The sequence below is a fragment of the Exiguobacterium alkaliphilum genome (assembly GCF_018138125.1).
Classification (GTDB): Bacteria; Bacillota; Bacilli; order Exiguobacteriales; family Exiguobacteriaceae; genus Exiguobacterium; species Exiguobacterium alkaliphilum.
This window is the reverse complement of record NZ_CP073101.1, coordinates 1,189,696-1,214,477: the sequence shown is the minus strand read 5'-3', so window position 1 is coordinate 1,214,477 and position 24,782 is coordinate 1,189,696. Positions and strand designations below refer to the sequence as shown.

Here is a 24,782-nt window from a genome sequence, read left to right as displayed (position 1 = left end):
ACGAAAAAGCTCAACCACTCCAAGCGGAGAAGTTGAGCTTTTTTCATTGCTTGATTCTGACCGTGAATGGCCCGGTTGCTTCAATTCCTTCGAACCTTGCCTGCACCGGGTAGGCATGTTTCCCACGTACCGCTTCTGTGAGGCGGACGACCGTCAAAGCGATCGCTTCATCCCCGCTCATCAGTTCGAGCGGCAACTGTTCGACGTTTAAGTCTTGGGCATAGCCGTTACGGAGCAACAGCGTCGCTGTCACGTCCGTCGCGTCTGTCTCGACGTGGACGAGCATCATGTTGAACTCGTTCTCCCCGACCGGCGGTGTCGACACGTTCGTTCGAGCGAGCTGCTCCCATGCGGCTGACGGGAACGAAGCCCGTTCTGCATCCGACACCGTCTGGAGCGGGTCGATTGGGTTCATCTGGAAGACGAGACGCATCGAGTCGTTTAATTCGAAGTCACCGAACAACTCGTCGGCGAAGAAGTCGAGGTAGACGGGCTTACTCGTCCATGGCTCGAAGTTCGGCAAGTCGACGCGACTGAGCACCTTCCGGCCAAGTGGCACGTTGTTCGCATCGAGGAGCAATACCGGTAACTCGTCAATCTCGAACGAGCCCGGGAGCGTGTTGCGGAACAAGGCGACGATCGACAACCCTTCCGACAACAGCTCGGCGTTCAACAGCTCGATCGACAGTTGGTTCTCGAGCAGGTTCGGCAGACGCTTCGCATGATAGCGGAACACGTACTCGTCCTCTTTCGGGATCCCCATCTCGTCATCGAACACGAGCGTCAGCTGGCGCTCCCCTTCGGCTTTGTTCGTCTCAATCTGCTTACGTTTACGAAATCCTAACATCACGCTTCCTCCTCTACCGGCGCCGCGAAGTAGCGGTCGAGCTGGCATACTTCCATCGTCACGTCACGCGCGATGTTCACATACGTCTGTTCGAAGATCTCGAGACCTTCTTTTCCGAATTGACGGCCCGGGTCTTCCTGCGCGTAGCTGCGAAGGCCAATCCCTTCTTTCAATCCGCTCATCATCGTCAAGTGATCCGTCCATTTCATGTCGAGGGCACGGAGGAGCGACTCTTTGACGAAGTGGACGACCTCGTCGCCTTCGAGGCGTGTCTCGGCCGTCGCGATGATGTCATCCGTGAAGCCTTTGAGCTCGGCTTTCAGTTCGAACGTATCGGCGACCGCGTCCGACCAGACCGGCTCGCGCATCGTCAAGTAATGGAGGTCGGCCTTCAACTCGTCGATCGGCCATTCTTCCGGGACGAGCTCGTCCGTCACATGCATATCGATGCTGTTCTCGATGGCGAGGCGCATCATGCCGAGGACGTTCTTCTTGATCGCGTCCGCATCGGCGTTGACGGCCTGGTCGCGAATGGTGTAGACGATGTTGCGCTGCTCGTTCAAGACGTCATCGAGCTTGAACAAGTAGTCGCGAATCGAGACACCGATTCCTTCAATCGTCGTCTGCGCGTATTCGATAATGTCGGCCGCCTCTTTCGCAGAGACTTCGCCATGCGCATCCGGCTTCAACTTCTTCTCGATGCGCTCCAGTTTTTGAATCGCGTACCTTTTGACGATCTCGTCTTCGAGCGAGACGAAGAACTGGGTCGCCCCAGGGTCGCCTTGACGGCCCGATCGTCCGCGGAGCTGGTTATCGACACGTTGCGACTCGTGGCGCTCCGTCCCGACGACAAACAGACCGCCCGCCTCTTTCGATTTCGCGTCGAGCATGATGTCCGTCCCACGTCCGGCCATGTTCGTCGCGATCGTCACTTTGCCGTACTGCCCGGCCTCGGCGATGATGTCTGCTTCTTGCGTCACCGTCTTCGCGTTCAACACCTCGTGCTTGATGCGCTTCTTCGACAAGTGCTTGCTGATCGCTTCCGATTGGGCGATTGACGTCGTGCCGATCAATACCGGGCGTCCCGTCTCGTGGAGCGCGACGACTTTCTCCGTCACGGCCGCGTACTTCTGCTCGATCGTCATGAAGATGCGGTCCGGATGGTCCTCGCGGAGGCGTGGCCGGTTCGTCGGCACTTGGACGACGTCCATGTTGTACGTCTTCAAGAACTCTTGGCGTGACGTCTGCGCCGTCCCCGTCATGCCGCCGATGAGCGGGTACATCCGGAAGTAGTGCTGAATCGTGATTTCCGCCGTCGTCTTGTTCTCCTCGGTGATCGTGACGCCTTCTTTCGCCTCGAGCGCCTGATGGAGCCCTTCTGAAAGGCTTCGGCCTTCCATGATGCGGCCCGTGAACAAGTCGATCAGCTCGATCTTGTCTTCTTTGACGATATAGTCGACGTCGAGCTCGAACAAGACGTTCGCCCGGAGCGCCTGCACGAGGTAATGGTACAACACTTGATGCTCGGCGCTGAACAAGTTGTCGATGGCAAACATGTCTTCAATCTTCAAGATGCCCGACTCCGTGAACGCCGTCGATTTCGACTCGAGGTCGACCTCGTAGTCGGCTTCGTCGAACTCGGTGACGACGCGTTGCGCGAGCGCCTTCAAGCGGATGTGTGAGCGGTCTTTTTGGGCGATGATGAGCGGCGTCTTCGCCTCGTCAATCAAGATGCTGTCGACTTCATCGATGATGGCGAAATGGAACGGGCGCTGGACGCGCTCTTCCGGTGCACCGACCAAGTGGTCACGCAAGTAGTCGAACCCGAACTCGGTCCCGACGCCGTACGTGATGTCGGCCTGATACGCCTCACGCTTCGCGTCCGGCTCCATTTCCGGCACGTTCAACCCGACCGTGAGGCCAAGGAAGTCATGGATCTGTCCGATTTGGTTCGCGTCACGCGTCGCGAGGTATTCGTTCACGGTGATGACGTGGACGCCTTTTCCTTCGAGCGCCTTGACGTAACTCGGGAGCGCCGCGACGAGCGTCTTCCCTTCCCCGGTCGGCATCTCCGAGATGTTTCCTTCAAGGAGGGCAAAGCCACCGATGAGCTGGACGTCATAGTGACGCATGCCTAAGACGCGCACGGCCGCCTCACGGACGAGGGCGAACCCTTCTTCGGCGATGTCGTCGACTTTCGCCCCGTCCGCGATTCGTTGTTTCAATGTATCGGTATAGGTCCGCATCTCGTCGTCCGAGAGGGATTGGATTGTTTGTTCTAAGTCGTTGATGCGTGCGACGCGTCGTTCGTACCCTTTCAAGCGCCGGCTTTGATCATTCGTCAATTGTTTTACAAATTGGATCACGTTATAGCCTCCATCTATCTCACATTCGTCAATTCCATACCCGTCTATTATAGCGAAAACTGGACCATTTCGGAGACTTTTTTACGAAATCTTCCTAAAAGATGGTTTTTGATTTATGAAATTCATATAAAAATTGGGTAATTTTCAAAAAGTGTTTACAAATTTATTTTCAAATTAGTATTTGAGACGGGATGAGACCGTGTTACGATGAAAAAAACAGAACATTTGTTCGTAAAAGGAGTGATGACGATGCGTCGTCGGATTTTTTGTATCGACAGCGTCTCCTTCTACGCGAGCTGCGAGTGTGCCGCTCGCAACCTGAACCCGTACAAGACAAAGCTCGTCGTGCTGTCGAACCTCGAGGACAGCGGCGCGCTCGTCCTCGCCGCGACCCCGCCGATGAAACGGCTCGGCATCAAGACCGGATCGAGGCGGTTCCACATCGATCGCTTGCCTTGGCAGGATCGAAAGCACGTCCTCTACGCCGAGGCGCGGATGAGCCATTACTTGAACGTTTCCGTGCAAATCGTCCACATCCTGCACCAGTTCGCGCCGCCCGAAGCGATTCGCGTCTACTCGATTGACGAGACGCTCGTCGATTTGACCGGCACCGAGCGGCTGTTCGGGAATGACGAGCACGTCGCCCGCCTCATCCGCTCGACCGTCTTCCGCTATACGGGCATCCCGGTCACGATCGGCATCGGGCCGAACAACGTCCTCGCCAAGCTCGTCCTCGATTTGCACGGGAAGAAGACGGGTGTCGCCCGGTGCCTCCTCCACGATGTCGAAAAGATGATCCATCCGGCCCCGATCGAGAAGATGTGGGGCGTCGGGGCGAAGATGGCCGTCCACTTGCAACGGCTCGGCATCTTCACGATCGGGGACCTCGCTCACTATCCGCTCGACGTGTTGCACGAGAAATTCGGCGTCATCGGCGCCGAGCTGTGGCATCACGCCTGGGGCATCGACGAATCGCCGACGATTCTGCCCCCGAGCTCGTTGTTCGGGGCGCAGCGGCAACGACCGCGGACGATTGGGCACGGCATCACGCTCATGAAAGATTACACGACCTACGCCTCGATTCGGCTCGTCTTGCAGGCGATTGCCGTCGAGGTCGGGATGCGCACTCGGCAAGCCGGGCTCGTCGGTGGGAGTGTCCATCTCGGCGTGCGCTATACGCGGACGAGTGAACGGCGCGGCTTCAGTAAACAAAAAAAGCTCGACCGCTTCACGGCGGACGAGCAGGACTTCTTGCCGGTCTTGTTGACGCTCTTCCTCGACAGTTGGGACGAGACCGAGGCCGTCCGCTACGTCTCGGTCGCCCTCGGCAAGCTCGAGCCACGGAGCGACCACGTCCAGCTCTCGTTCTTCGAGGACGAATGGGCGAAAGCAAGGCGATACGATTTCCTCGACCTCGTCGACCAATTGAACGTCCGGTTCGGACGCGGGACGATTCGGCCGGCGTCGAGCTTATTAAAAGACAGTCCGCTCCGCACTCGTCAGCGGTTGATTGGCGGACATAAACAAGGAGGCGATTCACGATGAGCAAGACCCGTTACAAAGACCGGGGGGAGCTGAAATGGATCCCGTTTCTCATGCCCGAACATGTGGCGCTGTTGAAGCGCTACTATGCCCAAATCCAAAAGATCGAGCTACCCGATTTAGATGAGCAGCTCCTCTATCTATGGCAGACCGAGCTCGAACGTGCGATTCGGGAAGGTGACGCCGTCGAGGTGACCGTCTTCGAAGACGGGGCCACGCGTTCGATGCGCGGGTACGTCCATGCCATCTATTACGCGGAGCGTGAAGTCGAGCTGTTTGATGGGGCGGTGCAGCGGATTCCGTTCGCGAACATCTTGTCCGTTCGTTAGAATGCTTGGCGTCACGACGGCCAAAAGACGCATCGCGATGGATGCGTCTTCGTTAATTCGTCGGCGCCTCGACGACTTGATCGCCCTCGTCCGCATCTTCTCCAAGCAGACGGACGTGACGGCCGAACAGCCACATGACGACGAGATGGGCTTTCGCCTGCGTCTTCGTATAGAACCACCACGGCAGCGCCGGCACGAACTCGTGGATGGCGACGAGCCCTTCGTCCGACTCCGGGAGCCGTCTGAACTCGAGTCGGCCCGTCTTGTCGTCCTCCGTCAGCTTCGTGAACAGTCCGCCATCAATCTCGAATGAGGCCATGTCATCCGTCGCCTCGTCTTCGAGTGAAAGGTGGAGCGCGACGAGTGATGGACGGAGGAGCGCAATCTCCCAATCATCGTCTTCTTTCGTCGTCTGGATGAGCGGATACGCGAGCCGGCCGAGCCACTCGAAATACGTGTCGGCCATCCATAGCGCCGATTTGTTCTCGGGCAGGCCAAACCGTTGAATCGAGCGGACGGTATACTGTTGCGGTGCTTTTTTCTTCTTGCCGCCACCCGACTTCTGTTTCTCCTCTTCTTCGAGCGCGTGCTCGACCGCTTCCTTGAACGGGATCTCCCCTTGCTTGACGCCGGTCGTGTCTTTCGCGACCATGGCGTGGCCCATACTCTCGACGAGCGGATAGACGGTGTCTTTCGGCTCACCCGTGACAGCCATGACCCAAAGACGCGACAGCTTGATGGTCGGGAACGGGAAGTCAATCATGACGCGGCGTTTGCCCATGACGTCAGCCGTATCTTCAATCATCTTCCGATACGTCATCACTTCCGGACCGCCGATATCGATATGATGGTCATACAGCGCCTCGGCCCCGACGACCGAGATGAGCGCCTGGACGGCTTCACGCAAGTCGATCGGATGCGTCTCCGTCTTCGTCCAGTTCGGGAGGATCATGACCGGTAACCGTTTGACGAGCTTCGCCAAAATCGGGAACGACGAGCCTTCCGGACCGATGATGAGCCCGGCCCGAATCGTCGTCACCGGCACGCCTTGACCGCCGAGAATCCGTTCGACCTCGAGCCGGCTCTTCAAGTGACGTGACAACGTCTTCGACTCTTTCGGAATGATCCCGCTCAAGTAGACGATTTGTTCAATGTCGTTCGCTTTCGTCGCCCGGGCGAAGTTGTCGGCGATGAGCGCGTCCATGTCTTCGAACGTTGCCTGCGTCAATCCGCCGTCCGGAATCATCGAGTGGACGAGGAACATGGCGTAGTCCGCCCCCTCGCACGCCTCGCGCGTCTGTTCATACGAGAACAAGTCACACGACCGCCACGTGATGTGGTCCTCGTCTTCCTTGTTCTTCGTCGAGCGGGATAAGGCGATGATGTCATATTCTTCTTTTAAATGGTCCATCACGTTCGAGCCGATATAGCCGCTCGCGCCCGCGATGACGATGGTTTTCCGCATAGTGGTCACTCTCCCCTTCATTTGCACATAGAGATAATGTACCCGTCTTTGACTAGGATTAAATCAGTCCCGCGCCCTACAGTATGTATTGGAAAAAATATGTAAACTAGATTCAACTACAGGCGGAGGAGGAATGGCTATGGGGTTTTGGTATTTCTTGATGCTGTTGATCGGTGGATGGCTCGTGATGCGCGGTTTATTCAAAAAGAAGACGAGCGGACTGATGCGGTTCGGTACACTCGTCATCGGAGGTCTGTCAATCGCACTCGGCTTGTTCATGTTCCAAGACGGAAGTGATGCGATTGTGGCGGATTTGTTTAACTTGTGGTGAGAATCAAATAAATATAAACGAGTCGAACCTTCCTAATCAGGTTTGACTCGTTTTATGTCTTTGGTGTCCAATTGGCTTCAAACCCGTTCTGCACCGCATAGTCGTATAAGTGAATCAATTTCGTCTCTTTGTATGTCCCCATCTGCTCTGCCACGCGCAATTCATCATTTCGTTCCACGAGTGCATAAAGATAATCCACCTTCGCCATCCGATTATTCTTACTGGTGTTGCAACTCGGGCATGCCAATACAAAGTTCCATAATACATCGTTCTGCATATACGACCACGGAATGAAGTGATCGACGTGAGTCTGTTTGAGCGGTTTCATGCAATAAAAACAGACGGGATGACCGTGACTCAGTAAAATCTGTTTGAACTCGTCGAGCGATTGCCGGGACGAGACGAACTCGAGTTTGCTCAAAATTTGTTCCATCGCATCACGTGTATTGTATTTTTCCAGAAAGACGGCGAGCTGATAGTTCGTGACGTTCATCAGTACACGCTTGTACTTTTCAAAAAAGACGATATAACCAGGCACGAGTTTGACCCACTCTTCTTTCCGGTTGAATGAATAGACGGTCCCCTCGAACGAAGCATAGAACGAGCCGTACACATACTTCTTATAGAACTGGTTCACGTTCCGAATCAGTTGTTGTTGCTGAGAAACGGGCAGGCGGTCAAAGTTCCATGTGGACGGAATCTCATGTGTCGCTTGGAACGCGAGCATCGTTTTCTCGACCGAACTCAATTTTCCAAGTTGATTCACTTGCCGTAAGCCGTTCGTCACAATCAAATTCCAATACATCTTCGTCACATGTCTCGAAATTTGCTGGAACGTCAATATACCGGAATCACTCAGTTCGGTCGTGCATTCGAGCAACGCCTTCATGAGCATATGCTTGTACGTCGTCGTATGTGTCGCGTTCATGAGAAACTGTTGTGTGTGACGCCACAAATCCGTTTCCGTCAAATAATCTCCTTTGGCCTCAGCCACTTCTAACTTCCAGCCCATGGCCATCCCTCCAACAGTCTTATGTATCTTGACGGCGATACCACCTAAAGTGTTAAGTCTTTGCTCTGTTCCCCTTACAATCACAACGCATATCGGGTACAGATTATGTAAAGCATTGTTTCGTACCTCATTAGCATACCAAGCAATTACCGTTTGTGAAACAAGTTGATCACTTACACGAGGAGAGCAGGTGAAGATATGTCTAGAGAGAATCCATACGAAGCGGATGTGGAGAAAATTTTATCGCATCGCTATGACCAAGGTGCAGACTATTGGACAACGCCCGATAAACGATTGAGTAAAGGATCTCCCTTTTCAACACTCGATTGCGTGCTCTATCTTTTAGAATTAGGGATGGACCCAAGCGATCCCGTATTAAAAGAATGCGCCGAGCTGATTTTTAGCACGTGGCATACGGATGGACGGTTCAAACTGTATCCGAAAGGCGCTATCTATCCATGCCATACAATCAATGCGGCAAACGTTCTTTGCCAATCGGGATACGCCGATGACGTCAGGTTACAGCAAACGTTTCGGCACTTGCTGACAATCCAACATAACGATGGCGGCTGGCGATGCAACAAGTTCAGTTATGGTCACGGTATTGAAACCGAGTATTCAAACCCATTACCCACGCTGAATGCCCTGCATATGTTCCGGTTCACTGATTATATCAATAACGAACCGGCACTCGATCAGGCCGTTGATTTTTTGCTCGAACATTGGACGATTCGTGAGCCGATCGGACCGTGTCACTTTGGAATCGGGACGTTATTCATGCAAGTGGCGTATCCGTTCCAAAATTATAATCTCTTCCTCTATGTATACGTCCTATCGTTTTATCATCGTGCCAAAGATGATGAACGTTTTTTGGAAGCGTTGGCCACCTTGCAGTCTAAACTGGTCGATGGAAAAATCGTGGTCGAGCGGGTCGTGCCTAAACTAGCGAAGCTGTCATTCTGTCAAAAAGATAAACCGAGTGACTTGGGCACGCTTCGTTATAATGAAATCTTGAAGAACGTTCTATAAGGCAACTCATGAAAAAATCAATAAAGGGCCACCCGTGCATCACATACGCACGAATGACCCTCTTCTTTCATTTCAACCTATTACGGCAGAACACCTGAAGTCAGCTAAGCTATCTCATCATTCACCAGCTCATTTCTTCTCTTGTTGCTTCTTTAAATACGCTTCTCGAATCTGCTTGATTTTATCTTTTTTATTCGATACAGCTGGTTTTTTCCCGTCTTGATACTTGGCAGCAGCCACCTTACTTTTCGTATCTAATTGATATTTTCCCATTCGATTCACCTGCTTTCATTTCATTGTGATTGAGTTGCTCCATAAAAATCAAAAGACCTTCTAATCTCAATGAAATTAGAAGGTCTTCATGAAAAATCATTGATGACAGTCATCGTAGACTGTTTAAAAATGGAGACGGCGGGAGTCGAACCCGCGTCCGAAGGCATCGTAACGCATGCTTCTACGTGTGTAGTTTATCTATTGAATCTCAATGTGACACTGCCGATAAACAGGCGTTGTCACATCCAGTCTGGTTCATCTCTTCTTCGCGCCCTCAGACGGCGAGGTTGAAGCGTAGCTTGCTTAGTTTGAGACCCTGAAAGTCATCCACACAAGCGATGGATGTCAGGATCCGCAGGGCACTTAGGCTGCTGCGAGTTGTGTGTTAGTTTTGCCAGTTATAGGCGTTTGCGTTTTAACGAGGCCGACCCCTCGACACGCCACATACGACCGACCTACCCCCGTCGAATCCATAACGTCCCCGAGGTGGTAATTGGTACTACAACAACTATACCACAATCAGGTCTCGCTGTCAGTATTTTTGCCGGTCCCGGAGTGCCCGGTCGACGTCGCGCTTCGCATCTTTCTTCTTCAAGTCGTCGCGCTTGTCATACTTCTTCTTCCCGCGCCCGATGCCGAGGAGACATTTCGCGAAGCCATTCTTGATGTACACTTTGAGCGGGATGATCGTATAGCCGTCACGCCCTTGTGCGCCGATGAGCTGATTGATTTGTTTCTTATGCAACAATAGCTTTCGGACACGGAGCGGCTCGTGGTTGAACCGGTTCCCTTGCTCGAACGGGCTGATATGACAGTTGTGAAGTGTCGCCTCGCCACCGTCAAAGCGGACATACGCGTCGGCGATATTGATCTTTGACTGGCGCACCGATTTAATCTCGGTCCCCGTCAACACCATACCGGCTTCAATCGTATCTTCAATCGCATAATCGAAGGACGCTTTTCGGTTTTGGGCGAGCACGTTCGAATCTTTCTTCTTGGCCATACACATTCAGTCCTTTACTTCAATATGGAGGAGGGGTCGCCCCCTCCCGTCAACGACGCTTCTTCGCTCCGCGTTTGGCGTCGCCTTTACGTTTTTGCTTGTCTTTGTTTTTCAAGTTGAGCGCCGAACGGCCTTGTGACGATTTCTCGCCGTCTCGTTTCGGCTTCTCGCCTGGTTTCGACGGTTTTCCGGCTTGACCCGGTTTCCCTGGCTTACCGCGTTTCGGACGTTTGTCGTCACGACCACGGCCTCCGCGTTTGTCGTCTTTCTTCGGGCGGCCTTCTTTCGCCTTAATCGTCGTCGGTTGACGACGGCGCGACTGTTCCCGCTTCGGCATCCCGACGATCGTGAAGTCAATCGTCCGCTCGTCTAGGTTGACGGCGTCGACTTTGACACGGACCGCGTCCCCGATGCGGAACTGACGGTTCGTACGCTCGCCGAGCAACATGAGCTGCGACTCGTCGAAGTGGTAATAGTCATCCATCGACTGGAGACGGACAAGCCCTTCGATCGTGTTCGGGAGCTCGATGAACATCCCGAAGTTCGTCACGCCGCTGACGACGCCGTCGAACTCTTCCCCGAGACGCGATTCCATGTACTCGGCTTTCTTCAAGGCTTGTGTCTCACGCTCGGCATCGACCGAACGACGTTCACGTTTCGACGCCTGCTCGGCGATCGAGTCGAGACGGTCCTCGTATTTGGCGATCGTCTTCTCGGACACGTCGCCGTTGAAGACGTACGTGCGCATGAGACGGTGGACGATCAAGTCCGGGTAACGACGAATCGGTGACGTGAAGTGCGTATAGAAGTCGGTCGCAAGACCGAAGTGGCCAAGGGAGACGTCATCGTACTTCGCCTGTTGCATCGAGCGGAGCATGATCGTACTGATGACCGCTTCTTCCGGTTCCCCTGCAATCGCCTTCAAAATCTTTTGAAGCGTCTTCGGGTCGACCGTCTGGCCTTTGAACCGTTCGATATGAACGCCAAAGTTGGCGACGAAATCGAAGAAGAAGTCGAGCTTGTCCGACTTCGGATTGTCGTGGACACGATAGATGAACGGGACGTCCATCTTGTGGAAGTGCTCTGCGACCGTCTCGTTGGCGGCGAGCATGAACTCTTCGATCAACTTCTCGGCGACCGAGCTTGGACGTAAGACGATGTCGGCCGGTTTGCCTTCTTCGTCGACGACGACTTTCGCCTCAGCGAAATCGAAGTTGATGGCCCCGCGCGAGTTACGGCGCTTGCGCAGCACTTCCGCGAGCTCGGCCATGAGGTCGAACAACGGGATATACGGCTCGTAGCGTTCGAGCGTCTCTTCGTCATCGCGCTCGATAATCTCACGGACGTTCGTGTACGTCATCCGCTCCGTCGTCTTGATGACACTCGGGAACAGCTCATGGTTGACGACCTTCCCGTTTTGCGGGGAGATCTCCATGACACAGCTGAGCGTCAACCGGTTGACGTGCGGGTTGAGCGAACAGATTCCGTTCGAGAGGCGGTGCGGCAACATCGGGATGACGCGGTCGACGAGATACACACTCGTCCCGCGCTCGAACGCCTCGATGTCGAGCGGCGAGCCTTCCGTCACGTAGTGTGAGACGTCGGCGATGTGGACGCCGAGCTCGTAGTTGCCGTTGTCGAGCTTCTTGACGTGGACGGCATCGTCCAAGTCTTTCGCGTCTTCGCCATCGATCGTGAAGATCGTCTCGTTGCGAAGGTCGACACGGCCGATGAAGTCTTTCTCGTCGGCCTCGTCCGGCACCGCGTTCGCCTGGTTGATGACGTCTTCTGGGAACTCGGTTGGAATCCCGTGCTTGTAGACGATCGACAAGATGTCGACGCCCGGGTCGTTCTTGTGTCCGATGATGCGGACGACGTCACACGCCCCGGCGAAACGGCCGTCCGGATATTTCGTGATGCGGACGACGACTTTATGGCCATCGACGGCACCGAGCGATTTGTCCGGGTTGACGACCGGCCAGAAGTTGATGCGCTTGTCGTCCGGCTCGATGAAGGCGAACTGGTCGAGGCGTCCGCTCGGGAGCGTGTACGTCCCGACGAACTCCGACAAGCCGCGCTTCAATACTTTGAGGAGAACGCCCTCGGTCTTGCCACGGTTGTCCTCGCGTTTTTTGACGAGGATCGTGTCGCCGTGGTAGACGTCTTTCAATTGCTCGGCCGGCAAGAAGACGTCATCGGCCTCTCCTTCGACCGACAAGAAGCCAAAGCCGCGCTGGTGAATCGAGATGATCCCGGCGACTTGGCCGAGTGCGGCGAGCGTCCCGTAACGGTTCGTCCGCGTCCGGCCGATTAACCCCTCTTCTTCGAGGGCGTTTAATGTTCGGATGAGTTCTTTGAACGCATCCGTCGACTCGAGCGCTAATCGCTCGGTCAATTGGTCGACAGTGAGCGCTTTATCGCTCGACTGGATGATTTCTAGTAGTTGGTCACGTAAATTCAACGTGACACCTCCTTTTCACACTGACCAGTCCAACGTTTCGAGAAAATCGAGCACGTCGTGGTGCAGTTTCTCTTTTTCTTTGTCGAGGGTGATCACGTGTCCTGACTCCTCATACATGAGCAGTTCTTTTTGGAACGCGTTAATCGCCTCGTAAATCTCGTGTGCAGATTGAGGATCAACCATGCGGTCTTTCGCCCCTTGGACGACGAGCGCCGGGACGAAGATGTCTTCGAGTTTCGTCGTCGTCTCGCGGACGAACGCACGAAGGTCCTTGAGCGTCGGCATCGGCTTGAAGTCGTCCATCTCTTGCTCGATTTGCTCAGGTGTTTTCGCTTCTCTTGATTTATATTCTCGGGCGTATGCCTGGACTCCTTTGTATAACCGGTCCTCGGCGTCGATGCCGGTCGGTGCGCACATCGGGATGACCCCTTTGACGTTCATTTCTGAGGCGAGGCGAAGCGACATGACACCGCCAAGCGAGAGGCCACAGACGGCAATCTCGTCATACCCTTTGTCTTTTAACGCCTGATACGCGTCCTGGACGTCTTGCCACCAGTCGGCTGGTCCGAACTGAAGCAATTCTTCCGGTGGGACGCCATGTCCCCGATACTGGGGTCCCATACACGTATAGCCTTCTTTTTGTAGGAAACGGCCAAGCATGCGGACGTCCGCGCTCGATCCGGTAAAGCCATGTAACATCAACACGGCACGTGGTCCGCCTTCAAAGAAAAACGGTTTCGGTGCAGTCACTTTCATCGTTCAAGTCATCTCCTCGTACATTCCATTATTCCCAAAAAAAATTCTAAAAAAACAAAAGCTGACCGCCTCACGTAAAAATCGAGAACGATCAGCCTTTCATCATAATGATGCGACTAGTAATCCTAAAATGAAAAACAACGTGCCTAGTACAGCTGCAGTTCGGTTCAAAACAGCGTCAAAGCCGCGCGCTTTCTGGCGGCCGAACAACTGCTCCGCGCCACCTGCAATCGCCCCAAGACCTTGCGACCGACCTGACATGAGCAGTACGACGACAATCAATAAGACAGCCACGACGAGTAGGCTGATTGTAGCGATCGTTTGCATAGTAGTCAGTTCCTCCTTCTTTTTACACGCCTTTTATTATATAGAAGTTATGACGAAAACACCAGCTTTCAAATTATCGGGACGGGTAGCTGAACCCTTCCCCAATGACCTCTTTCACTTGGTGGATGACGACGAACGCACGCGGGTCCGTCACTTCGACGATTTTCTTGAGCGGCGCGACTTGGCGCTTGTCGACGATCATATAGAGCATGTTCTTATCCTGCTTCGTATAGTAGCCGTGGCCGTGGATAATCGTCGCCGAGCGGCCGAGCGTCTCCGTCAACACGACGGCGAGCTCTTCTTGTTTGTCGCTGATGATCGTGACGGCCTTGCGGATGTTGAGTCCCTCGGCGACGAGGTCGATCACCCACGAGCCGATGATGATGGCGATGAGCGTATAGAGGACGACTTGTTCCCCGAGGAAGAAACCCGAGGCGGCGACGACGATGGCATCGATGATGAACATCGACACGGCGACGCTCAAATGAAGATACCGCTCCATGAGCCGGGCGATGATGACCCCGCCCCCGGTCGTCCCGCCGACACGGAGCACCATACCGATACCGATTCCAATCAAAATCCCAGCATAGACGGCCGCGAGCAGCTTGTCTTCCGACGGGCTGCCCCAGTTGTGCGTCAAGCTGAGGAAGAACGACGTCGCGACGACGGAGATGACGGAGTACACCATCGTCCGGCGGTCGAGTAGCTTATACCCGATGATGAAGAGAATCCCGTTCCCGATAATCGACGTGACGCCGAGGTCCCACTCGAACAGATAGAACAAGATGATCGTCACCCCGAGCAGTCCGCCTTCTGAGAAGTCGTTCGGGACGGTGAAGTAGTTGACCCCGAAGGCGAGGATGAACGACCCGGCGATAATCCAGGCGATGTCCTTTAACGAGATCGATTGCAGTTTCTTCCACACTTGTTGGCGGAGCAGATGTTGTTGTTGACGTTTCATATGAGTTCCCCTTTCCACATAAAAAAGACCGCGGCCAAAACCGCAGTCTTCTCGTTATGCTGGTTTTGGCGCACCGTCTTTCATAATCGGCAACTTGCGGTCTGCGACGTTTGCGTAGACGTCCAAGAGTGCCTCTTTTTCCAAATCCCAGTTATATTGTTCACGCGCCGTCTTCGTGTTCGCTTTGACGCGTGCGTAGAGCGCTTCATCTTCGAGCAGGCGGTTGACACCGTCCGCGATCGACTGCGGGTCGTGCGAGTCGACGACGACCCCGACATCGTTCCCGGCGACGACCCGTTCGATTTCAGGGAAATCGCACGAGACGACCGGCACTTCGGCCATCAAATATTCGAACAACTTGTTCGACGAGGCCGAGTAGTGGTTGAAACAGACGTTGTTCAACACTTGGAAGCCGAGATACGCGTTCATCGTATAATACGGTAACGCCTCGACCGGTACTTTGTCAATCATCTTGACGCGGTCCGCCACGCCTTCGTCCTCAATCATCTGCTTGATTGTCGGCTTCAGTTTCCCGTCCCCGATCATGACGAGCGTCCCTTCCTTGAAATCTTTCGCCGCGAGGATGAGTTGCTCGAGACCGCGACCGGCTTGGATACCGCCTTGGTACAACAAGATTTTCTCATTGCTTGGCAAGCCGAGCAACGCGTGCAAGTCTTTCCGGAGCGAGAAGTCGAGCGGACGATAGAACGGATAGTTGTGGAGCACGTACGGATAGAAACCGTAAAGCGTCTCGTTATGCGCCGCGCGCGTATGGTTCTCGACCATCATCGTGTCGACGTACGGCAGGAGCCAGCCTTCGAGGTTACTTTGGATGTAGCCGTAACCGGTCCGGTCCGTCTGGACTTCGTGCGAGTCGTAGACGATCTTCCCTTTGTTGACGAGCTTCCCGGCGATCAACGCTTGCGGGAGCGTGTTCAAGTCGTTGGCATGATAGAAGTCATACGACTTCTTCGTCGAGGCGAACACCATCTCGAGCATCGCGCTCAAGTTGACGATGTTTTTCCGGACCGGTGGGAGCAGAATCGCGCCTGCCGCGGCACCGAGGCCGAGCATCGTGAACGGCGCGAGGACGAACAGTCCGGCTCCGATGAGTCCGGCTCCGATTTTACGCGTCGTCTTCTGTGTGACCCACGTCCGGGCCGATTTGAGCGCCTTCATCCCGTTGACGAGAATCGACGGTTGGCGCTTCACGCGGATGACACGGAATCCTTCCGGACGCATCTCTTCAGCCGGGAGCTCTTTATTCTTCGGGTCTTGGAGGGCAATCAAATCGACCTCGTAGCCCGCCTCGGCGAGCGCCGAGCATTCGCGAAGGACGCGGGCGTCATTCGTAAAATGGTTCCATACAAACATACATACCTTCATCGTGTTTCCTCCATCGTTACTTTTTCGACCACGTCTTCGAGGACGTGGATATTGTTTTCCCAGCACAAGTTGTCTTTCACATAGCGGACGCCGTTTCGGCCGTACTGTTCGCGTAACTCCGGACGTTCGAGAAGCGTTCGGAGCGAGCTCTCAATCTCATCGATGTCACGCTTCCGTGACACGTAGCCGACCTCCGCCGCTTCGATGACATTCGCCGCATGGCCTGACACCGCCGCGACGATCGGTTTGCCGACCGCCATGTAGTCGATGAGTTTTCCAGGGATGACCGTGTCGAAGACGTCCTGGTCGATTAAGCTGACGAACGCGACGTCCGCATTTTTAACCGCCTGGAACGCCTCCGTCCGTGGCATCGCTTCGAGGAACAAGAAGTTTTTGAAGCCGCGAGCCTTAATCGTCTCCTTCAACTCGTTCTTCCGGTAGCCGTAGCCAATCAATTTGAAGTGGACGCGCGGCTCGTCGCGGAACCGCTCCGCGAGCTCGAGCAAGAGCGACACGTCTTGGGCGAGGCCCATGTTTCCGGCGTATAGAATCTCCATCCGGTCGTCTTCTGGGACGGTCCGCTCGAGTTCCCGCTCGCTCTGTCGAATCGAGTTCGGCATGTAGTGCATGCGCTCGTTGTCGACGCCGCGCTGGCGCAGATAGCTGCGGAACCCTTCCGAGTTGATGATGATCGCGTCGGCCGACTTGTACAGCCGCTTCTCGAACCAGAACGCCGGGGCGAGCATCCAGTCGTACTTGAACACGCCGACGCCTTTCACCGACTCCGGCCACAAGTCACGGACGTCCAAGATGAACGGGACGCCATACTTCCGTTTTGCATACACCCCGACGAACGCCATAAAAAAAGACGGGGTCGTCGCGAAGACGACATCCGGTTTCGTGTCGAGCGTCCGTACGGCGCCGACGCCTTTCATCATCTGTTCGACGAACAAGGCGAGCCGGCTGAGCATGTTTGACGTGTGCTTGCGCTTCTTCGTGATGAGCCGCTTGATGAACGGTTGGTTGTTCAGCGCGTGATCGTTCCAGAACCGGTCGTCTTGATACAAGTTGAAGTTCGGATACGACGGCGCGGCCGTGATGACCTCGACGTCGTAGCCACGTTCTTTCATGAGATGCGTAATATTTTGCATCCGGTTGCCGGCACTGCCGATCTCCGGATAATAGTTTTGACAGACCATTAACATTGTTTTCAAAAGTAACACACCTTACTGTTGTTCGAGTTCGTCCACGAAACGCTTCAAGAGCGCATGGACGTTAGGTTTCAATTCCGGGTCGCACAAGGCGTGGGCGATCGTCGCCTCGATGAAGCCGATCGGTTCCCCGACGTCATAGCGACGGCCCTCAAATTCATAGGCGTACACCGTCTTCGCCTCGTTCAATCGGGCGATGGCGTCCGTCAGTTGAATCTCGCCCCCGGCACCGACTTCTTGGGCCGCGAGCGTCTCGAAGACGTCCGGCGTCAAGATGTAGCGACCGAGGATGGCGAGGTTCGAAGGGGCCTCCTCGACCGGCGGTTTCTCAACGAACGTCCGGACCGGGATCAGCTTCCCTTCGACGGCAAGCGGGTCAATTATACCATATCGTTTCGTCATTTCATACGGGACGCGCTGCACGCCGATGATGGCACGTTCGTGGCGTTCGTATTGCTCAATCAACTGCTGTGTCGCCGGTACGTCCGATTCGATGATGTCGTCCCCGAGCAGGACAGCGAACGGCTCGTCGCCGATGAACTTCCGGGCACACCAAATCGCATGGCCGAGTCCCTTCGGCTCTTGTTGGCGTATGTAGTGGATGTTCGCGAGATTCGACGAGTGACGGACCGACTCGAGGAGCTCCGTCTTCCCTTTCGCTTCCAAGTTTTGTTCGAGTTCGATGGCGCGGTCGAAATGGTCCTCGATGGCGCGCTTGTTCTTCCCGGTCACGATGATGATGTCCTCGATGCCCGAGGCGACCGCTTCCTCCACGATGAATTGGATCGTCGGCTTGTTGACGATGGGGAGCATCTCTTTTGGCATCGCCTTCGTCGCCGGCAAGAAACGGGTGCCGAGCCCCGCGGCCGGGATGATGGCTTTCCGTACACGTGTCATGGACGTCTCTCCTTTTTAGCTACTGTATTTGATTATACCCAATTTCCTAGCGTTCACGCACAAAAAAAACGGCCGTGACATGCGTCACGACCATTTCCGGTCTTCCATATACTTGTACAGGAAGTAACCACCGACACCGAGCGCAATGAGAAGAAGGAGAAAACCGCTGACCATCATCATGAACGCCTCCTTTCACCTACACGATCCTATTCCCGGAATGACGGATTAACATACCTCATGTTTCTTGCTTCACTAGACGGCAGACTGCTTTCCAGGGGTGATGCGGATGCCTCCGCAGGGCATTTCGCGCTTTGCCGGGTCATCCTTGCATCACTCTCCCCTAGGAGTCAGCCTGCCGTCTTGTTTCGCGCTCCGCCTTACATGTGACACATACGCCATCGAATAAATGATATATCTAAAAATAATATGAGAGTGAGCGAGCGCCCACAACCGTCCAAGCGGCACCGTGACTCTTGCAGGAAAGCAATCTAATGGAGACCCCGCAAGCACGATGTGCGAGGAGGCTCCGTGGATTGCCTGCAGAAAGCATCGGTGCCGCCGGGACGGATTGAAAAACACTCACACAAAAAAACAGGCCCGCACAAGGCGGACCTGAAAATAATCAATTATTTTTTGAGGTTGTAGAACGACTTGATACCGTCGTACTTCGCTACATCGCCGAGCATGTCTTCGATGCGGAGAAGTTGGTTGTACTTCGCGATACGGTCTGTACGCGAGAGCGAACCAGTCTTGATTTGACCAGCGTTTGTCGCAACCGCGATGTCCGCGATTGTTGCGTCTTCTGTTTCACCAGAACGGTGTGAGACAACTGCTGTGTAACCAGCTTTTTTAGCCATTTCGATCGCGTCAAATGTTTCTGTGAGCGTACCGATTTGGTTAACTTTGATGAGAATCGAGTTCGCGATACCTTTTTCGATTCCTTCAGCCAATTTCGCTGTGTTCGTTACGAAGAGGTCATCCCCAACGAGTTGAACTTTGTTACCGATTTTCTCAGTAAGCAATTTGTGGCCATCCCAGTCGTTTTCATCGCAACCATCTTCGATTGAGAGGATTGGGTACTTGTCAACGAGTTCTGCGTAGAAGTCTACGAGTTCTGCAGTTGTAAGTGATTTGCCTTCGCCAGCGAGTTCGTACTTGCCAGTCGACTTGTCATAGAACTCAGAAGACGCAACGTCCATTGCGAGGTAGACGTCTTCACCTGGTTTGTAACCAGCTTTTTCGATCGCTTCAAGGATAACCGTGATCGCTTCTTCGTTTGACTTAAGGTTTGGTGCGAAACCACCTTCGTCACCGACTGCTGTGTTAAGACCCATACCAGAAAGAACTGATTTGAGGGCGTGGAATACTTCAGCACCCATACGGAGCGCTTCACGGAACGTTGGCGCACCAACAGGCATGATCATGAACTCTTGGAAGTCAACGTTGTTGTCCGCGTGCGAGCCACCGTTGATGATGTTCATCATTGGTGTTGGAAGTGTCTTCGCGTTGAATCCACCGAGATACGTGTAAAGTGGAAGACCGAGCTCATCAGCTGCTGCGTGAGCTGCTGCCATTGAGACACCAAGGATTGCGTTTGCGCCGAGCTTCGCTTTGTTTGGTGTGCCATCAAGTTCGATCATTTTAGCGTCGATTGCGTTTTGGTCGAAAACATCGTAGCCGATGAGTTCAGGTGCGATTGTGTCGTTTACGTTGGCAACGGCCTTGAGTACGCCTTTACCAAGGTAACGTGACTTGTCGCCATCGCGAAGTTCGACTGCTTCGTGCTCACCAGTCGATGCGCCTGATGGGACGAGGGCACGGCCGAAACCGCCGTCTTCTGTGAAAACTTCTACTTCTACTGATGGGTTACCGCGTGAATCCAAAATCTCGCGTGCGTAAATTTCTGTAATCATTGACATATTGATTCGCTCCTTTTTGTTTGGAAATCGGGTTTACTTCTTAACGATTGACGTGCCGGTCATTTCTGCCGGTTGTTCACCACCAAGAAGGTGAAGAAGGGTTGGGGCAAGGTCAGCCAATGCGCCTTCGAGCGCTGGCTTCAGCTCCACTCCAGGTTGTGTGACGATACATGGTACAGGCTCCGTCGTGTGAGCTGTCATCGGTGAACCGTCCGGGTTCGTGACAAGGTCAGCGTTCCCGTGGTCCGCCGTGATGATCGCCGCGCCGCCTTTGGCAATGAGTGCGTCCACTACTTTACCGAGGCATTCGTCGACGACTTCGACGGCTTTCTTCGTCGGTTCGAGCATGCCCGAGTGACCGACCATGTCCGGGTTCGCATAGTTGATGATGTATGCGTCGTACGTATCCGACTCGATACGCTCCAAGAGACCTTCTGTGAGCTCGTATGCGCTCATTTCCGGTTTCAAATCGTACGTCGCGACTTTCGGCGACGGCACGAGGAAGCGATCTTCGCCTTCGAACGGTGTTTCTTGTTGTCCGTTCAAGAAGAACGTGACGTGCGGGTATTTCTCAGTTTCCGCGGCGCGGAGCTGTTTGTACCCTTGCGCGGCGAGTGTTTCGCCGAGCGTGTTCTTCAAATCTTCCGGTGGGAAGACGATATCTGTGTCGATTTCATCCGAGAACTTCGTCATCGAGACGAGCAAGATGTTCTGTGGATGTGTGTTCGAAAGTTCGAAGCCTTTGAAGCCGGTCTTCTCTTTAAACACTTTCGCAAGTTCGATCGCCCGGTCCGGACGGAAGTTGAAGAACATGATCGCGTCGTTGTCTTTGATCGTCGCGATCGGTTGACCGTCTTTCTCGATGACCGTCGGGTTGACGAACTCATCCGTGAGCCCTGCTTCATACGACTGGTTCAAGACGTCAACGGCGTTCGTGCCGACTTCGCCTTTGCCGTGGACGAGGACGTCGTATACTTTCTCGACGCGCTCCCAACGGTTGTCGCGGTCCATGGCATAATAGCGTCCAGACACGCTAGCGACTTGACCGACACCGAGTTCAGCGAGCTTCGCTTCCGTCTGTTCGAGGAAGCTTGCGCCTGATTTCGGATCACAGTCACGGCCGTCCGTGAAAGCGTGAATGTAGACTTTTTCAATGCCATGAAGTTTAGCGAACTCAACGACAGCGAACATGTGTTGAATGTGCGAGTGAATCCCGCCGTCCGAGACGAGGCCCATAATGTGGAGGCTCGAATCGTACTTCTTCACATGTCCCGCCAAATGGTTCATCGCTTGACGGTCGAAGATCGAACGGTCTTTGATGGCGTTGTTGACGCGCGAGAGTGACTGATAGACGACCCGGCCGGCACCGATGTTCAAGTGACCGACTTCCGAGTTGCCCATCTGTCCTTCCGGAAGGCCGACGTACTCGCCTTGCGCGTTGAGAAGCGTATGCGGATACGTCTCCCAGAAACGGTCGAAGTTCGGTTTGTTCGCCGCAGCGACCGCGTTACCGAACGTCTCTTCCCGCATGCCAAAACCATCTAAGATGATGAGGGCGACTGGTCTTGCCATTTAAATCGCCTCCAACAACTTGAGGAACGAAGCAGCTTCAAGTGAAGCACCGCCGACGAGTGCGCCGTCGATGTCTTCTTGCGCCATATACTCCTTGATGTTCTCAGGTTTTACAGAACCGCCGTATTGGATGCGTACTGCAGCCGCCACGTCTTCACCGTAAAGGCCTTTCACCACGTCACGAACATATTTGCATGAGCTTTGCGCGTCTGCTTCGTCCGCTGATTTACCAGTACCGATTGCCCAGACTGGCTCATAGGCGATGACGAGTTGTTTCACTTGGTCAGCTGAGAGGTCCGCGAGGCCACCTTCGACTTGCGTCTTGATGACTTCTTCGAACTTGCCGCCTTCGCGCTCCTCGAGTGTTTCACCGACACAAACGATTGGCGTAAGACCGTGTTCGAACGCTTTTTTCGTTTTGCTGTTGATGAACGCATCCGACTCGCCGAAGTATTCGCGACGCTCTGAGTGTCCAAGGATGACGTACGTCACACCGAGGTCCGCGATCATCGCTGGGCTCGTCTCACCTGTGTACGCCCCGCTGTCTTTGTCGTACATGTTTTGGGCACCAAGCTTCAAGTCTGACCCTTTCGCTGCTTCTACCATTGGAGCTAGGAAGACAGCTGGTGCGCCGATTGCCGCGTCAACTTTGTCTGTTGACGGGACGTTGTTTTTGACTTCCTCGACGAAAGCGACTGCTTCCGAGAGTGTTTTGTTCATTTTCCAGTTACCTGCAATAATCGGTTTACGCATCGATAACCCTCCTCTATTTTACTTGTCGTTAAGCGCCTCGACGCCTGGAAGTTTCTTGCCTTCCATGAATTCGAGTGAAGCGCCGCCACCAGTCGAGATGTGGCTCATTTGGTCAGCAAGGCCAAACTTGGCTGCTGCCGCGGCTGAGTCACCACCACCGATGATTGAGTATGCGTCGCTGTCTGCGAGTGCTTGAGCGACACCTTTCGTTCCGTTAGCGTACTTATCGAGTTCGAATACGCCCATCGGTCCGTTCCAAACGACAAGTTTCGATTCGCGAATCGCTTCCGCGTAAATTTCGACTGTCTTCGGTCCGATATCAAGACCCATGTGATCCGCAGGGATCGAGTCGATATCGACTGGTCCGACGTATGTCTCTTCGCCGAATTCTTTCGCAATGACACAGTCGACCGGCATCAAGAACTTCACGCCTTTGTCTTCTGCTTTTTTCATGAATTGACGTGCGAGGTCGAGCTTGTCTTCTTCAAGGAGTGACGTTCCGACTTCGTGCCCGAGTGCTTTCGAGAACGTGTACGAGAGACCGCCACCGATGATGAGTGTGTCAACGATGTCAAGAAGGTGGTCGATGACCCCAATCTTGTCAGCAACTTTCGATCCGCCGATAATCGCCGTGAACGGACGATCTGGATTCGAGAGTGCCTTCCCGAGGACTTCAAGTTCTTTCTCCATCAAGAGACCAGCCACCGCGTGGTCCACGTTTTGCGCGATACCTTCTGTTGAAGCGTGGGCACGGTGAGCCGCACCGAACGCGTCGTTGACGAAGACGTCAGCAAGTGATGCGAAGCCTTTTGCGAGTTCCGGGTCGTTTTTCGTTTCACCTGGGTAGAAACGAACGTTCTCAAGCACGACGACGTCGCCTTCAGAAAGTTTTGCGACCGCTTCTTCCGCGACCGGGCCATATGCTTCTTCGACGAGTGGTACATCTTTGCCGAGGAGTTCCCCGAGACGTGCCGCGACCGGTGCGAGTGAGAACTCAGGGTTCTTCTCGCCTTTTGGACGGCCGAGGTGGCTCGCCAAGATGACTTTCGCGCCGCCGTCGATCAAGTGCTTGATCGTCGGAAGAGCCGCTTGGATGCGCGTCTCGTCTTGGATGACGCCATCTTTGAGTGGAACGTTGAAGTCAACGCGGCAGAAGACGCGTTTCCCTTTTACATCGATGTCACGAATAGACTTTTTGTTCATAACCTTCGCCTCCATGTGTCGTGCATTTCAATTTCATAAATAGAGCGGAGAACAATCTCTTGTTTCCGCTCCTATTTGATTCTATTTAGTTCACGAACTTACTTCGCGATTTCAGCGAAGTGCTTGAGTGTGCGAACCAATTGTGCAGTGTAAGACATTTCGTTGTCGTACCATGCAACTGTCTTAACGAGTTGCTTGTCGCCAACTGTCATGACTTTCGTTTGTGTCGCGTCGAAGAGTGAACCGTACGTGATGCCGACGATGTCAGAAGAAACGATTTCGTCTTCCGTGTAACCGTAAGACTCGTTTGCTGCTGCTTTCATCGCTGCGTTGATTTCGTCAACCGATACAGTCTTCTCAAGAACTGTTACGAGCTCTGTGAGTGAACCTGTCGCAACTGGTACACGTTGTGCCGCACCGTCAAGTTTACCTTGAAGTTCTGGGATAACGAGGCCGATTGCCTTCGCCGCACCAGTCGTGTTCGGTACGATGTTCGCTGCTGCCGCACGCGCACGACGGAAGTCACCTTTCGGGTGTGGCGCGTCAAGCGTGTTTTGGTCGCCTGTGTAAGCGTGGATCGTCGTCATGAGACCTTCAACGATTCCGAACTGATCTTGGAGAACTTTCGCCATTGGCGCCAAGCAGTTTGTCGTACATGAAGCACCAGAGATAACTGTCTCTGTACCGTCGAGGATTTCGTGGTTCGTGTTGTAAACGACAGTCTTCATGTCACCTGTAGCTGGTGCCGAGATGACAACTTTTTTCGCGCCAGCTTTCAAGTGAAGCTCCGCTTTCTCTTTGTCTGTGAAGAATCCAGTACATTCGAGAACGATGTCAACACCGAGCTCGCCCCATGGGAGTTCTTCTGGGTTGCGGTTTGCAAGTGTAAGAACTTTCTCGCCGTTTACGAGGAAGTGATCGTCGTGTACTTCAACGTCTCCGTCGAAACGACCTTGCGTCGTGTCGTACTTGAGAAGGTGAGCAAGCATCTTCGTGTCAGTCAAGTCGTTGATTGCAACAACTTCGATTCCTTCGTTTTTGATGATCTCGCGGAATGCCAAACGACCGATACGTCCAAATCCGTTAATACCAACTTTTACTGCCATGTTAATTTCCTCCTTAGGGTAGAAGCTATTTAT

Annotated in this window: 22 protein-coding genes and 1 other RNA gene; 4 read left to right on the top strand and 19 right to left on the bottom strand. The window is 54.0% G+C overall.

All coding sequences use genetic code 11. The features are described 5' to 3' along the window. Nucleotides 1-43 precede the first annotated feature (43 nt). Both KB235_RS06335 and secA2 read right to left on the bottom strand, forming a co-directional pair. Entirely contained in the window at nucleotides 44-847 is an 804-nt protein-coding gene (locus KB235_RS06335; protein WP_211780774.1) for an SLAP domain-containing protein, read from the bottom strand. Next, nucleotides 847-3,213 carry an accessory Sec system translocase SecA2 gene (gene secA2, locus KB235_RS06330; protein WP_211780773.1) on the bottom strand — a complete coding sequence of 789 codons (2,367 nt, stop codon included), beginning with the start codon at nucleotides 3,211-3,213 and terminating at the stop codon, nucleotides 847-849. Before secA2 ends, KB235_RS06335 begins: the two co-directional genes overlap by 1 nt. A 249-nt stretch (nucleotides 3,214-3,462) precedes the next feature. Here secA2 and KB235_RS06325 point away from each other — a divergent pair, with 249 nt between their 5' ends. Both KB235_RS06325 and KB235_RS06320 read left to right on the top strand, forming a co-directional pair. Next, nucleotides 3,463-4,758 (top strand): Y-family DNA polymerase, encoded by a 1,296-nt coding sequence (locus tag KB235_RS06325; RefSeq protein ID WP_211780772.1) that lies wholly within the window; start codon nucleotides 3,463-3,465, stop codon nucleotides 4,756-4,758. Further along, nucleotides 4,755-5,084, top strand: coding sequence for a YolD-like family protein (locus KB235_RS06320; RefSeq protein ID WP_034807033.1), 330 nt, complete (start codon nucleotides 4,755-4,757; stop codon nucleotides 5,082-5,084). Before KB235_RS06325 ends, KB235_RS06320 begins: the two co-directional genes overlap by 4 nt. Before the next feature lie 52 nt (nucleotides 5,085-5,136). Here the strand turns inward: KB235_RS06320 and KB235_RS06315 are convergent, their stop codons facing one another. After that, a complete protein-coding gene (locus tag KB235_RS06315) occupies nucleotides 5,137-6,549 on the bottom strand; it encodes an NAD-dependent epimerase/dehydratase family protein (RefSeq protein ID WP_211780771.1) in 1,413 nt (470 codons plus the stop codon). 139 nt (nucleotides 6,550-6,688) lie between these two features. Between KB235_RS06315 and KB235_RS06310 the strand changes: the two genes are divergently transcribed. Then, entirely contained in the window at nucleotides 6,689-6,880 is a 192-nt protein-coding gene (locus KB235_RS06310; protein ID WP_211780770.1) for a hypothetical protein, read from the top strand. 52 nt (nucleotides 6,881-6,932) lie between these two features. Here the strand turns inward: KB235_RS06310 and KB235_RS06305 are convergent, their stop codons facing one another. After that, a complete protein-coding gene (locus tag KB235_RS06305) occupies nucleotides 6,933-7,892 on the bottom strand; it encodes an HNH endonuclease signature motif containing protein (protein ID WP_211780769.1) in 960 nt (319 codons plus the stop codon). A 198-nt stretch (nucleotides 7,893-8,090) separates the two neighbouring features. On the opposite strand from KB235_RS06305, the gene KB235_RS06300 reads away from it, so the two are divergent. Then, the gene (locus tag KB235_RS06300) at nucleotides 8,091-8,921 is read left to right on the top strand and encodes a prenyltransferase/squalene oxidase repeat-containing protein (RefSeq protein ID WP_211780768.1); all 831 of its coding nucleotides are present in this window, start codon (nucleotides 8,091-8,093) and stop codon (nucleotides 8,919-8,921) included. Nucleotides 8,922-9,050: 129 nt separating this feature from the next. Here KB235_RS06300 and KB235_RS06295 read toward each other — a convergent pair whose 3' ends face one another. The 15 genes from KB235_RS06295 to gap form a co-directional block, all read right to left on the bottom strand. After that, nucleotides 9,051-9,194 (bottom strand): alcohol dehydrogenase, encoded by a 144-nt coding sequence (locus KB235_RS06295; protein ID WP_211780767.1) that lies wholly within the window; start codon nucleotides 9,192-9,194, stop codon nucleotides 9,051-9,053. A 127-nt stretch (nucleotides 9,195-9,321) separates the two neighbouring features. Further along, nucleotides 9,322-9,677, bottom strand: a transfer-messenger RNA (tmRNA) gene (gene ssrA / locus KB235_RS06290). 49 nt (nucleotides 9,678-9,726) lie between these two features. After that, entirely contained in the window at nucleotides 9,727-10,197 is a 471-nt protein-coding gene (smpB, locus tag KB235_RS06285; protein WP_029334607.1) for an SsrA-binding protein SmpB, read from the bottom strand. A 49-nt stretch (nucleotides 10,198-10,246) separates the two neighbouring features. Next, on the bottom strand, nucleotides 10,247-12,658 hold the full coding sequence (gene rnr, locus KB235_RS06280) for a ribonuclease R (RefSeq protein ID WP_211780766.1): 2,412 nt from the start codon (nucleotides 12,656-12,658) through the stop codon (nucleotides 10,247-10,249). A 15-nt stretch (nucleotides 12,659-12,673) separates the two neighbouring features. After that, complete coding sequence (locus KB235_RS06275; RefSeq protein WP_034807021.1) at nucleotides 12,674-13,414, bottom strand: alpha/beta hydrolase; 741 nt, start codon at nucleotides 13,412-13,414, stop codon at nucleotides 12,674-12,676. Between the two features lie 102 nt (nucleotides 13,415-13,516). After that, nucleotides 13,517-13,741, bottom strand: a complete 225-nt coding sequence (secG, locus tag KB235_RS06270; RefSeq protein WP_012726902.1) for a preprotein translocase subunit SecG — start codon at nucleotides 13,739-13,741, stop codon at nucleotides 13,517-13,519. Nucleotides 13,742-13,814: 73 nt separating this feature from the next. After that, nucleotides 13,815-14,702 carry a YitT family protein gene (locus tag KB235_RS06265; protein ID WP_051690297.1) on the bottom strand — a complete coding sequence of 296 codons (888 nt, stop codon included), beginning with the start codon at nucleotides 14,700-14,702 and terminating at the stop codon, nucleotides 13,815-13,817. Nucleotides 14,703-14,756: 54 nt separating this feature from the next. After that, entirely contained in the window at nucleotides 14,757-16,088 is a 1,332-nt protein-coding gene (locus tag KB235_RS06260; protein WP_211780765.1) for a glycosyltransferase, read from the bottom strand. Beyond that, nucleotides 16,085-17,293 carry a glycosyltransferase family 4 protein gene (locus tag KB235_RS06255; protein ID WP_246514401.1) on the bottom strand — a complete coding sequence of 403 codons (1,209 nt, stop codon included), beginning with the start codon at nucleotides 17,291-17,293 and terminating at the stop codon, nucleotides 16,085-16,087. The genes KB235_RS06260 and KB235_RS06255 overlap by 4 nt, the downstream gene beginning before the upstream one ends. Before the next feature lie 21 nt (nucleotides 17,294-17,314). Beyond that, nucleotides 17,315-18,196: a UTP--glucose-1-phosphate uridylyltransferase GalU gene (gene galU, locus KB235_RS06250; RefSeq protein WP_211780763.1), complete on the bottom strand. Its 882-nt coding sequence runs from the start codon at nucleotides 18,194-18,196 to the stop codon at nucleotides 17,315-17,317. A gap of 626 nt (nucleotides 18,197-18,822) precedes the next feature. Continuing rightward, nucleotides 18,823-20,115, bottom strand: coding sequence for a phosphopyruvate hydratase (gene eno / locus KB235_RS06245; RefSeq protein ID WP_114166805.1), 1,293 nt, complete (start codon nucleotides 20,113-20,115; stop codon nucleotides 18,823-18,825). 33 nt (nucleotides 20,116-20,148) lie between these two features. Continuing rightward, nucleotides 20,149-21,687 (bottom strand): 2,3-bisphosphoglycerate-independent phosphoglycerate mutase, encoded by a 1,539-nt coding sequence (gpmI, locus tag KB235_RS06240; RefSeq protein ID WP_211780762.1) that lies wholly within the window; start codon nucleotides 21,685-21,687, stop codon nucleotides 20,149-20,151. Beyond that, nucleotides 21,688-22,440 carry a triose-phosphate isomerase gene (gene tpiA / locus KB235_RS06235; protein ID WP_024370416.1) on the bottom strand — a complete coding sequence of 251 codons (753 nt, stop codon included), beginning with the start codon at nucleotides 22,438-22,440 and terminating at the stop codon, nucleotides 21,688-21,690. It lies immediately after the preceding gene. Nucleotides 22,441-22,458: 18 nt separating this feature from the next. Beyond that, a complete protein-coding gene (locus KB235_RS06230; RefSeq protein WP_211780761.1) occupies nucleotides 22,459-23,643 on the bottom strand; it encodes a phosphoglycerate kinase in 1,185 nt (394 codons plus the stop codon). A gap of 98 nt (nucleotides 23,644-23,741) precedes the next feature. Next, nucleotides 23,742-24,749, bottom strand: a complete 1,008-nt coding sequence (gap, locus tag KB235_RS06225; RefSeq protein WP_034806807.1) for a type I glyceraldehyde-3-phosphate dehydrogenase — start codon at nucleotides 24,747-24,749, stop codon at nucleotides 23,742-23,744. Nucleotides 24,750-24,782: the final 33 nt, after the last annotated feature.